General features: G+C 57.7%; 5 protein-coding genes. 2 read left to right on the top strand and 3 right to left on the bottom strand.

Annotation, left to right across the window (positions count from 1 at the left end; all coding sequences use genetic code 11):
• Positions 1-84 precede the first annotated feature (84 nt).
• Positions 85-10,347, top strand: coding sequence for a filamentous haemagglutinin family protein (locus BMW46_RS05910; RefSeq protein WP_074705988.1), 10,263 nt, complete (start codon positions 85-87; stop codon positions 10,345-10,347).
• 283 nt (positions 10,348-10,630) lie between these two features.
• Positions 10,631-10,867: a DUF3562 domain-containing protein gene (locus tag BMW46_RS05915; RefSeq protein WP_074705990.1), complete on the top strand. Its 237-nt coding sequence runs from the start codon at positions 10,631-10,633 to the stop codon at positions 10,865-10,867.
• A gap of 102 nt (positions 10,868-10,969) precedes the next feature.
• Here BMW46_RS05915 and BMW46_RS05920 read toward each other — a convergent pair whose 3' ends face one another.
• The 3 genes from BMW46_RS05920 to BMW46_RS05935 all read right to left on the bottom strand — a co-directional run bounded on the left by BMW46_RS05920 (position 10,970) and on the right by BMW46_RS05935 (position 12,759).
• A complete protein-coding gene (locus tag BMW46_RS05920) occupies positions 10,970-11,623 on the bottom strand; it encodes a hypothetical protein (RefSeq protein WP_074705993.1) in 654 nt (217 codons plus the stop codon).
• Between the two features lie 190 nt (positions 11,624-11,813).
• Entirely contained in the window at positions 11,814-12,119 is a 306-nt protein-coding gene (locus BMW46_RS05925; RefSeq protein WP_074705996.1) for a DUF5132 domain-containing protein, read from the bottom strand.
• Between the two features lie 442 nt (positions 12,120-12,561).
• Complete coding sequence (locus BMW46_RS05935) at positions 12,562-12,759, bottom strand: hypothetical protein (RefSeq protein WP_074706001.1); 198 nt, start codon at positions 12,757-12,759, stop codon at positions 12,562-12,564.
• Positions 12,760-12,932: the final 173 nt, after the last annotated feature.

Consider the following 12,932-nt stretch of genomic DNA (forward strand, 5'->3'; position numbering starts at 1 on the left):
TGAAGCAAGATTGAGGAATCACTCTATTGCCGCCATGCTCGGCAGTATGAGTGTTCCCTCCTGTCTCCTCGAGGAATTGAAAAGATGAATCGGAATATCTACCGGCTTATTTTCAACAAGGCTCTGGGCATGTTGATTCCCGTTGCAGAAACCACACGGTGCCGTAGTGGCAAGGCTAGAAGCGGTACAGTTCTGCTCATGACCGGGCTGCTGGCGACAACCGCGCAGGCGGAACTGCCCGTGCCTTGCGCAGGAGGGAGCTGTGGCGGCACCGTTCCTGATTTCGTCACCGCCGGCCAGGCGAATTATGACGTTCATGGCCCCAATGCGGTGGTCAACCAAGTGGGCGATAAAGCCATCCTCAACTGGGAAAGCTTCAATGTCAGTCCCGGTCATTCGGTTCAGTTCCAGCAGGTGGAAAGTCTTGCTACGCAGAACCTGGTGCAGGGCGCGAATTTTACGACACTGAACCGCGTCTGGGACAACGATCCGAGCGTGATTGCAGGCATCCTGAGCCAGGCTGTCGGGCAGAATGCAAACGTCATTCTGGTCAATACCAATGGTATTGCCTTCATGGGTTCCTCTCAAGTAAATCTCAACAGCTTTACCGCCAGCAGTCTGGATATCCACGACAACTTCATCCTCAATGCTTTTCTCACTACCGAGAAGGCGGTTCCACAATTCGAAGGTTCAGGCGGTTTCATCAAGGTTTTCGAAGGTGCGCGGATCACGGCCGGTAGCCAGGGGCGGGTCATGTTGATCGCACCGACAGTGATCAATAAAGGCATAGTGGAAGCGCCCGACGGACAGGTGATTGCAGCCGCGGGCACCAAGGTGTTCTTGCGCTCCGCCTCGGCCGAGCCCGTGGATGCCAATGTGCGCGGGCTTCTGGTCGAAGTCGACAGTCCGGCGGGATTGAGTGATTTCGAGACTTCCAACACGAACATCAAAGACGGCAAGCTCGATGGCCAGGCAGTTGCGCTGAAGGATACGGCACTGGACAAGCTCGGCCACGTGACCAATCTGGGTGAGCTGAGCACGCCGCGCGGCAATATCACCATGGTGGGTTATGCCGTCAACCAGGAAGGCATCGCCCGGGCCACCACCTCGGTGATCGCCAATGGCTCCGTATACCTGCTGGCGAAAGATGCTGCCATGGCTCAGGACAGCTCGATGCGCGGCGGCCGGGCAACGCTCGGCGCCGGTAGCCTGACGGAGGTGTTACCGGATGTATCCGATCAAACGGGTGTGCTGGATGGATTGACAGGCACCGGCCTGGTGCTGCCCTCTCAGGTGAGAGTGCTGGGACAGGACGTGCGCATGGAAAGGGGGGCTGTGATCAACGCGCCGGCAGGCCAAGTGGATTTTTTCGCGCTGGATAATCCAAGTTTGCTTTTTCAGCCCGGTGATCCGTTCAGGCAGGCATTCGATGCTCCTGCTTCCAATACTGCCCGCATTCACATTGACAGCGGCGCCCTTATCAATGTCGCCGGATTGGAAAATGTAAAAGTTTCCACGGCACGAAACGCGGTGGAAGTGGAATTGCGCGGGGATGAACTGAAAGATTCTCCCGGCAACCGGGACGGTCCGCTGCGCAGCCAGAAAGTTTATGTCGACATCAACCGCGCACTGGCCAACGCCGATTCCGGCACTCCCACGCTGATCGCGAAAGATAGCCTGCAAGCTTACCAGGCGCGCCTCGAGCGTACGGTGGCGGAAAGATCCACGGAGGGCGGCGCGGTGCGCGTGAACTCGCAGGGAGAAGCCATCATTGCTCCCGGCGCGGTGATCGATATATCCGCCGGTAGCTTGAGCTACACGCCTTCCAGCGTGAAAACGACCTTGCTCATGTCCCGGGGAGTATTGACCGACATTGCGAATGCCCGGGCCGATGTGCGTTACGACGGCATCGCCACCCGTTACGTGCAGGATTTCGGCCGCTGGAACGTGAAAGAAGTGATCGACCTCGGGCAGACCTTCAACTATGACCCCGGTTATAACGAAGGCAAGAATGCCGGCGCTCTGGAAGTCATGGGCCTGCGCGCGGTGGTCATGCAGGGGGACGTGCAGGGGCGCACGATCGTGGGAGAAGTACAGCGCGACAAGGGCATCATGCCGGAGGGTGCGCGGTTGACTCTTGGCAGTAATCCGCTAGCGAACAATATCAACGGTCTCGATTACAAGCATAACCAGCAGATCGAGCTGAGCAGCGAGGGACCCTTGCTGCCGGGAAGTTTCAAATTCGGCGACACGCTGTCATCCGATCTCGTCAATAAACTGCGCCTCAACCCGGCGCTGCTAGGCAGGGACAAGGTCGCCAACCTGGAAATTTTCAGTAATCAGGCAGGGGAAGTGCGCGAGGCTTTACGGGTGCCGCAAGGCGGCAGCGTGCATATCACGGCGCAGGGAGTGAAGGTCGAAGCGGACATCGACGCCCCAGCCGGCTCAATTATGCTTCATGCAAACAGAAACGATCTTCCGGGACGTTCATCCGGTCCGCTGAATCTCGTTGTAGCCGAAGGAGTCACGCTGTCCGCGCGCGGTGCGTGGGTAAATGAATTGCGTGGAGTGCCTGCAGGCTCCGACGAAGTAGGTCTGGTAAACGGCGGCAGGATAGCTCTCTCGGCTATTGACGATCTTGCTCTCGGGAAAAATACGCTGCTGGATGTCACTGGCGGCGGCAGGCTCAAGGTGGATAGTCAAGGCAGCGTGATTGCCGGCAACGGGGGTGACATCAGCCTGTCCGGCAATGCCGTTTCCGGGCTGGCTGATAATGTGCGCGGTTACGGGATTGGCAAAGGCGGTACTTTCTCGGTTGCGAGCAATAGAATTCAGATTGGCGGCACGCCGGATAGTACGGCCGGGGCAGTCAATCTCGATCCCGGGTTTTTCGAGCGGGGCGGGTTTGGCGATATCAATCTGGCAGGAAATGAGAGCGTCACGTTATCCGAGGGTGTGAAGATCAAACCCACCCTCCTTAGCCTCGAATTGCAGCCTGACTACAGCTTGAGACCAAGCGGCAGCAGAATGGAAGATTTTACGCGCCTGGTCAAACTCGATGATCTCGTGCGCGAGCCGGTCAGCTTGAGCCTTACAGCAGAAAATCCCGACGAGCGGGGCGCAGCCGATGTGGCAATCGGGGTGGGCGCGCATATCGAGGCGGATCCCGGAGCAGAAATCACGCTGGCAGCAGCGCGTTCGATGAACATACAAGGGCGTATCACCGCGCCCGGTGGCAGCATCACGGCAACGCTCGATCATAGCCACAGCTTCAACTTCAATGCAAGCAACAGTCTCTGGCTGGGCAAGCAGGCGTTACTCGATGTATCCGGCAAGGCTCTTACATACCTCGACAGTCAGCGCCTCACCCAGGGCGAGGTGCTAAGCGGCGGGTCAGTGACGCTGAACGCGCAGTTCGGATATGTCGTGGCCGAGCCAGGGTCTCATATCAATCTGGCGGGTGCTGCGCCCGTCCGCCTGGACATCCAGAACCAGGCCGGAGGCCTGGGGCAATGGGTAGGCAGCGATGCAGGAAGATTGAGTGTCATTGCGCGCGAAGGCATGCTGTTCGAGGGCAGCATTATGGCGCAGCCGGGTAGCGCGTCAAATCGTGCGGGGGCACTTGATGTCGTTCTGGGACTTCTGGACGTGGACGATGCCCAGAATAAAGGCTTTCCGCTCGGAGAGCGCGTATTGAGTCTGGGGCCGACGGGAACGCCGCAGACGCCAGGCCTCGCTCCCGGATCCATTATTCCGGCTGGACTTAACGGGAAAGCCACGATTGGCGCCGCGGCACTCGAAGCGGCAGGGCTTGACCGTATCGCCCTAAAAAGCCGGGATGTCATCCGGCTGGAAAATGACCTGAATCTCGGCGCCAACCGCCCGTTGCCGTTGAAAGAAGTGGTGCTGGATACACCACGCATTGAAATGGCAGGAGGCGAAGCTGCACTGAAAGCGGAAGTCTTGCGGCTTGGCAATTTCGATGCCAATCGCGTGGATGTGGCCAATACGCCGCTTGCCGGCGCCGGTGGGTTCAAGGCGGAGGCACAGTTGCTGGAACTGGCAGGCAACCTGACGCTCAGCGGGATGTCACGTGCTGAGTTCACCGGTGCTCAGGAAATAAGGTTTTCGGGTATAAGCAGTGGCGGCTCGCCGCGTCCGGCAGGCACGCTTTCAAGTGCCGCTGACCTGGCTTTCAGTGGCGCCGTGATCGCCCCCACAACTTATAGCCAGGTCAGCATCCTGGCGCCGGACCGAACGGTGGCGTTCAGCAGCAACGCAACGCGCCCGATACAGCCTCTTTCCGCGCTCGGCAGCTTGACGGTAACAGCCGCAAATATCGTGCAGGGGGGCAATATATGGGCTCCGTTCGGCCAGCTGACCTTCAGCGCGACCGATACGCTTACATTCAAGGATGGCAGCCTGACTTCGGTTGCTGCCGGACCCGGCACCCTCGCTCCGTTTGGCGTGCTCGCGAATGGCCGAAGCTGGCTTTATAAACCGGATGCCTTCGAGATTCCGCAGCTTGCGTTACCAGAAAAATCAGTTCGGGTGCAGGCGGCGAATATCGATATGCGAGCAGGAGCGGTAGTCGATCTGGCAGGTGGAGGAGACTTGCAGGCTTACGAGTTCAGCGTGGGGCCCGGGGGGTCGCGTGATATTCTCGGCGATACCGGCATCTATGCCATCCTGCCCGGCTATACGAGTGGATTTGCGCCGGGCGATAGGCAGGAGAATACCGGTTTCGACCGCGGGATGGGAGATGCGGTTTATCTCTCCGGTGTATCGGGGCTGCCGGCGGGAGTTTACACGCTGCTTCCAGCGCACTATGCCTTGCTGCCGGGGGCCTATGCCATAAGACTCGATACCGGCGTGCATAATCTGCTGCCGGGGCAAGCGTACAGCAAACAGGATGGGACACAGGTCGTGCCGGGCTACGTCACCGACAGCCGGGCCCGGGATTGGGCGGGAACCCCGCGTGATGCAGTCTGGAGCGGTTTCGAAGTACTCAACCGCGAACAAGTCTTGCAACGCTCGGAAATCACGCTCACGCGCGCCTCGGATTTTTTTACGAGCAGTAACAGCCGGCCGCAGGATGCCGGCCTCCTTTCCATGGATACCACCGGCAATCTCAAGCTGGATGCCGTTTTCAAACTGGCGGCAGGCACTGGAGGGCGGGGTGCCGCAGTAGACATCAGTGCTCCCAGAATTGCAATCACCAGCGATACGTCTTCGGAAGCAGGCGGAGTCGATCCGCTGGCTACACGAATTTCAGCGAGTGCGCTCAATGCCCTGGGTGCATCGAGTCTGCTCATCGGGGGCACGCGCAGCCGCGGCGACACCACAAGCGATGGCACTACGCTGCTGGTGGGCGCTGAAGAGGTAACACTGGCCAATGACGTCAATCACGCGCTGAAGGGAGATGAAGTCATTCTGGCGGCAAAGGACGCACTCACCCTGAAATCGGGCAGTGCCATCGAGACTCAAGGCGGTGAGGCCGCCAGCGGGGACGGTAGCTACAATACAGCCGGTAACGGAGCGCTGGTACGGTCAGCCTCCACTTTTGCCCCATTTTCTCGCAGCGGCGGACCTGATCGGAGTCAGGGGACGCTGATCGGTGAAGCAGGCAGTGTTATCCGATCTGGAAATTCAATCACGCTCGATGCCACCAGGCAGAACACTTTTGCAGGGACGCCCGTTTTTGCTGACCGTCAGAATAATCCGATCGCCGGAAACCTGACGATCGGCGCCGCGCGTGTCAACTTCGGCAATGCTCCGTCAGGTTCCGAAGGCCTGACTCTCAGCCAGGGTGAACTTGACGGTCTGAACAACCTTAATTCGCTGACGCTGACGAGTTATTCCACTTTTGATCTTTATGGCGACGTGAGCGTGGGTGGCGTGAACGCCGAGGGCAAGCCTACGCAGCAGGCCTTGAATCTGCTGGGCGCGGGATTGGCCGGGCTGAATAACAGCGGTAAAACCGCTACCCTGCGCGCGACCAATATACTCATTGCCAATCCTGCGGGTGCGGCGTTTACGATGGGCGGAACACCCGGCAATGGGTCGCTGACAATACAGGCCGACACGTTGATACTGGGTGAGGGTGCCAAATCCGTCGAAGGATTCTCCCAAGTCGCTATCAGAGCGAATGAAATGGTTGGACGCGGTTCCGGCAGGGCCGATATTGCCGCCATCGAAACAAAACTGGATGTGGCAAGAATCCGCGGCGAGCAAGGCGCCACCCAGACTCTGGCTGCAGCGGGCAAACTCGATGCTTTCAGAAAGGAAGCGGATCGTGCACTCGCAGACGGAAATACGCTGGGAGCGAAGTGGATGCTCTCGGGCACCGAGGTGATGTTCGATACGGAGGCTGATCTGCCTTCGGGACAACTTAAACTCGCGGCAACTACGGGCAATCTTGAGCTGGGTGCGAATGCGGTGGCGAATGCGGCGGGTCGCTTGGTGGCGTTCTTCGATGTAGAGCGCGCATCGCCCGGTGGCGTCATTGAACTGGCAAGTGAAGATGGCAACGTGGTGGTGCAGCCGGGGGCGCAGGTGAATGTATCTGCCGCATCCGGTGGAGACGCGGGCAAGGTGATCGTGCGCGCGGGCAATGGCACGGCGGCGATTGCCGCAGGCAGTCTGCAGGGCTCCGCCATGGCAGATACAGGCGGCAATACAGGTGGCAACACAGGTGACAAAAGAGGCAATGGTGCGGGTTTTGATCTGGATGTGGCAGCGCTGGCGGATTTCTCCACGCTTAACACGGTTCTCAATCAGGGTGTATTCGATGGCGCAAGAACATTCCGTGTTCGTACGGGCGATGTCAGCCTCTCCGCATCCGATACGGTTAGGGCAAGAGAGATCCAGATTGCCGTGGATGATGGCAAGCTCGACCTCGCTGGGCATATCGACGTATCAGGTAAGGATGCGGGCCGCATCAATCTTTATGCAAGGAATGATGTCAACGTGCTGGTGGGCACGAAGCTCGACGCCTACTCCACCGGCAATGGAAAAAAAGGCGGTGGAGTCGAAATCGGTACCGCGGAAGGCAGGTTGAGTCTGGCTGAGGGCAGCGTGATCGATGTGCATGGCTACAATAGCGACCATGGTGGAGAGGGCGGAGAGGGTGGCAGAATCCTCCTGCGCGCACCCCGTCTGGGGAGTGGCGCCGGTAACGAAATCGCTCTGGACAATATAAACAGCAGTATCAACGGCGCTAAATCGGTGGTGATCGAGGCAGTCAAAATCTATGATGGCATCGATGCGCTCACCGCCAGCGATGAGAGTGGAGGAAGCGGCGGCAGCGGTGTCACATTGAGTCTGGCTACTGTCAACGCCGACAATACCAGCTTTGCGTCCCACGCCGGAACAATTATGTCGCGTCTGGGCAAGACGGGCGAGAGCAGCTTTCATTTGCGTCCCGGCGTAGAGATACGTTCGACAGGCGATCTCACGCTTGCCAATGACTGGAATCTTGGAGCCAGCCGCGCTGCGGGCGAACCCGGCATGCTCACCTTGCGGGCAGGGGGTGATCTTAAGCTGAACAGCAATCTCTCCGACGGCTTCAACGCAGCGACACCATTCAGCAGCGGAACCACCCCTGCCACGCTGCTGGCCGGAGATTCCTGGAGTTACCGGCTGATTGGAGGGGCAGATATCGGCGCCGCCGATCCCATGGCAGTCAAGACCGATGGAGGTGATGTCACGCTGGCGGCGGGCAAGCTTGTGCGCACGGGCACGGGGGATATCGGCATTGCGGCGGGAGGGGATATCAAACTCGCCGATGGCAAATCGGTCATCTATACGAGCGGTCGCCCAGCCAATCCGGCTGATGGCTTTGTCACACCTGCAAATGCTCAGTTCAGCCAGGACGGCGGTAATGTCAGCTTGGTAGCCTTGGGTAATATAGTCGGGACACCTTCGGCGCAGCTCTACTCCAATTGGTTGTTCCGCCAGGGCCGGTTGAATGATTCAACCGGCGCATATACGCTCCAGCCTGCCTGGTGGGTACGTTTCGATCAGTTCCAGCAAGGCGTTGGCGCCCTGGGAGGCGGTAACGTCACGCTGACTGCCGGCGGCAATATCGAGAATGTTTCGGCCAGTGCGCCGACCCAGGCGCGCATGACAACCATGAGCCCGGGTGCAGCCAAATTGTTCAAGACCGGTGGCGGCGATGTGCAAGTGGAAGCCGGAGCGGATTTACTGGGTGGACAGTATTATGCAGACCGGGGGGTTCTGGAGCTGAAGGCAGACGGCAAGGTGGACAGCGGACAGAACGTGAATGGCAGTCCACTCTACACCATCCTGGCTGTGGGTGACGCGCAGGCGAGGGTTCAGGGGCGGGAAGATGTCAACATCCAGACCGTATTGAATCCGCACCTGGTGGTTCAGTCATCCGGCAACAGTACGGCATTCAACATCAGAAATGTAACCAGCCCGACCTGGAGCCTGTTTTCCACCTATGGCCCGCGCAGCGGCGCGAGCCTGCAGAGCCTGTATGGCAATGTGGCGCTCCAGAATGGCGGAGGAGCAGGCGCAAATATACAGAGTGCATATAGGGCGTCGCTCAACTTCAACATCAGTTCGGGAAGCTACAAACCGGCTCTGCTTTCCCTCCTGCCACCCAGCCTTTCCATTACCGCGTTTCGCAGCAATATCGCGCTGAGCGCCGTGGACGACATCGTCCTGAGTCCAGCCGCCGATGGTCAGCTCACGTTGCTGGCCGCAAATTCGATCAGCATTCCAACTGTCGTATCCATGAGTGACAGGGATCCCGCGCTGATTCCCGGCGCAGTCCGGCCAGGCAGGGAATCCAGTCAGTTTCCGAATACGGCGGTGAGCGCTGCTGACCTCGATCTTGTTCATGCTGCCGTTCCTGTTCACACGGGTGATATTCAACCCGCGCGTGTTTACGCGGTAGCCGGGGATGTCAAGGGCAATCCTTTCGAACTCTCCCTGGACCTGTCCAAGGCATTTTGGCTACGCGCCGGGCAGGACGTGCGCGATATAGGCATCCTAGCGCAGCATGCCAACCCTTCGGACGTCAGCCGGGTGACAGCGGGCCGGGATATCGCTTTTACCGCAGGAAACGACCGCGCAGGCCTGGCAAAAATCTGGGTCGGGGGTTTGGGGCGGCTGGAGGTAGCAGCCGGACGCAATATTGATCTTGCTACATCCGCGGGGATCGTCAGCCGGGGAGACCTCGACAATGCTGAATTACCGGCAGGAGGCGTCGATATCGATGTTGCGGCAGGAGTGGGTGTGAAGGGAATCGATTACACCGGTACCATCGACCGCTTGATCGCCGATCTGGAAAAAACGGACGGGAGTCCGGACGATATCCTTCTGTGGCAGGCGCGCTGGCTGGTAGGCAACAACGATCTGGATGGCGCCGATGCGCTCCAGGCGGTCAGGGATGTGCGCGCTCTGGATGCGGATACCCAGCGCATCCTGGTGCGCGAGATGGTCTATTCCGCACTGCGTACCACAGGGCGCGATTTCAATAATCCGAATAGCGCCTATGCCGGAAACTATGAGCGCGGCTATGCGGCGCTGGAGCGGATATTTCCGGGTTTGCGCGAGAAAAATGAGGATGGAAGCTTCAAGAATTATCAGGGAGAAATCAACCTGTTTGCCAGTCGCATCAAGACCGAGCGCGGCGGAAATATCGAGTTCATGGTCCCAGGTGGAGGGGTGGTGGTCGGCCTCAGCAATACACCGGAAGTACTGGTCAATACGGGCAATGATGTCCTTGGCATGCTGACGGTGGCAAAAGGCAATGTGCGCGGATTTGCCCGCGACCACATTCTCGTCAATCAGTCACGCATCCTGACGGTAGGAGGTGGCGATGTCCTGCTGTGGTCGAGTGAAGGGGATATCGATGCCGGCAAAGGCAAGAAAACCGCGACCGCCGTGCCGCCGCCGGTCATCAAGGTGGATGCACAGGGTAACGTAACCCAGGAACTGCAAGGCGCCGCTTCCGGTAGCGGAATTGGCGCGCTCTCGAGCGGAGGAGTCAAGGCAGGCGACATCGATCTGATCGCCCCCAGGGGGACGGTGAATGCGGGAGATGCCGGCATTCGCGCCAATAACCTCAATATTGCGGCACAGGTCGTGCTGGGGGCGGATAATATCGCGGTGGCAGGTACTTCCACCGGTACCCCGGTAGCCGATGCCAGCGCGGTCACCGCCACCACCTCCGGCGCTACCCAGCAGGGGGATGACGTTTCCAAGGCAACGGCTGCCTTGTCGCAAAATCTGTCGGAAGCGGCGCGCACATCCGATGAGATGAGGAAACTCAAGCCCACCTTTATCTCGACCGAGGTAATCGGGCATGGGGAATAATGGACTGCTACTCGACAGCTTGCTGATCAGAACATCGGAAAATTGTCAGTTATTGCCCCGATGCTTTCGAGGAAGGGGAGGAAGAGGCTTGGGTCTCCTTTTGCAACTTTCCTTCTCGTTTTATCCGGTTCCCTGATGGCAGAAGGCAGAAATCGTCTTTCATCCTTTTAGCGTGAACTTGCAGCTGCAATTATCCAGGTCTATAAAGAATTCAGGATTTCCTCAATAGGCTGCGCGAGAGCTCATTTGAACATCCTGGCTTTAGGGTAACCATGAAAGCCTGATGATGAAAGAAGATTTCATAGCCACTACTGATCGCGTGCCATTGGCATCCGAGGATCTTTACGCTATTGACCAGCTGGCGCAGAAAACGGGGTATTCCGCGGAAAAAGTAAAGAGAATTTATGTCGTTGTGCTTGCACGCCTGCGTTCAGGGGCTCGAATCCAGAACTTCCTGACGTTGCTTACATGCAAGAAAGTGCATGACATATTGCGCGAGACAGGGAAACCCCGGGCGTGAGATTTATTTCTGCGGGTCAGTTGTGTAGCTGTGGCGAAGCCGAAGGCTGGAACGGCGGATGCGACAGGACTAGAGCGCTGCGCGCCCTAGTCCTCGTAGCGGTTAAACCGGCTCCTTGTATTTCGCAGGGGGAACATGCTCTGGCGGCCGCGTACGGTCCGAGGGAGGAGTATATTCCGGGGGTGTGCGGTCTTCAGGAGGAATGCGATCTTCCGTACGATAGGAGGAGCGCGGCATTGCCGCAATCGCTACGTCTTTTATGCCTCCGACGACGCTGACAAGAATGTCGCGCACGCTTGTGACAGCGGTAGTGCCAATTTCGCCTATCCCTTGAGCCGCCGCATTTACCGTTGTCCTTGTGACATCGACGGCTTCCGTACCGACCGCGCCCGTCGCTTGCAGCGTATGGGATATCGTGTTACGTACCAGGTTGACCATATCAGCTTCAATTTCATCGATGCCTCTTAAGCCGCTGGCAATGCCTGTCTTTACGGTATTGCCTGCATCCTCCACTGCACGGGCGGCGTCCGAGTGATAAGGGGGCGTCGTATCGACGTACCTATCATCTCCGCGGACATACCTTTCGGAGGGGCGATAGGTTTCATCTCTGGGAGGCGTGCCCGCTTCGGTATACCTTTCTTCCTCCGCAGTGCTGTGCAAGGGTTCCTCATCTATGGGTGTTGCTATATGCGTCCGCTTTTTTTCATCGGGACGTGGCTTTTCCCCAGGGTGCTTATCTGATTTCGGCGTATTCATTTCAAATTCTCCTAGGCATAGTTACAAATTGCACGTTATGGCCATGCAAATGCTTCTCGCGTTCTGCTGCATTTTGCTGCTTCCCTGCAGAGTCCTGGCTGGAACTCCGCAACCCCTTGGCTCGCTCGTTTTCTGCAACAGGTTTTTATTTGGCGAGAGTTTCGGAACTGCTATTCCCGCAATTTCGGATCTAGGAGAGCGTGGTTCTTCCTTGCGCATTGGCGGCCTGAGTTTCCGAGGCGACCACCGCGCTTCCCTCCCCGCCGGTTTCCATCTCTGATCTGACCTCGGCCATCAGGTCGTCCACTGTTTCGCCCAGCTCTGCGAATGATTCCCGCCCCTTCTCGTAAAGACGGATGCTGCCCTTGATGGTCGCTTTGGTAAGCGACCGGGAGGCATTGGTCAGGAACGGCCGCAGCACTGGTGCGAGCAGTGTGGCGCCAACGCCAGCAACCAAGCCGACGATCAGGTTGCTCTTGAAATTTTCGGAGGCCATGCTCTCTCCTGTTTCACAGTTCATAGTTATTTCTAGACAGATTTTTCATTTTTACAAGTCCTGTCATAACACCTTAATATCCGAAACACCTGCTCCCGAAGCAGCGGTCGAGATGAATGACTCCTATCTTTGCATGTTCTACTTGTTCAGAGCTTGCTTTGGTCAAATGCTTCAGGCGCGAAGCGTCCTTTCCTGGAAAGGAGATTTCCGAGGAATCGTGGATAGGATGTGGAAATTTGTTGATAAGGAAAGAATCCGGAATAGATTCTGAAGCATGGGACTCTTTACAGTTGCTCACGGTCATCTACTCACACTACCGCACTACTCACACTACCGCAGTCGGATATCAAAGTGGGTGAAGTGTGGGTGTCAGGATAACGGTAACTCCCGGCCGGCACCTACCTGCTGGATATGCACCATTGCAAGTGAAGCGGGTTTGCCATTAGCAGTGACCGGGGTAGTGGTCACTTACCAGAACAGTGAATACGCCGTCTGCCACGCTGACCGTCCACGTGCTGTATTCGCCATCGGTGAGCCGGAGCGCCGGATTCTTGTTGCTGGTAGGGTAGTCCAGGTCCAGGTAAAAATCGTAACCTGCATCTTCCCAGGCGGATTTATTCCTGTTTTCCCAATAACACAATGCTTGGAATAAGGCTTATATTTTGATGAGGCGCTCCCCGTGGAATAAACATTTTCCCTAACCTGAAAAGTGGCGCGGTCTTCGCGCCACGCTCTTCATGAGAGGAGAGGGTATTGACTCTGAATGTCTTGAAAGGTGTCCAGGAACTCCACCGGATTAACGGGGATCTGAGC

It is taken from the genome of Nitrosospira multiformis (genome assembly GCF_900111585.1).
GTDB classification, from domain to species: Bacteria; Pseudomonadota; Gammaproteobacteria; order Burkholderiales; family Nitrosomonadaceae; genus Nitrosospira; species Nitrosospira multiformis_B.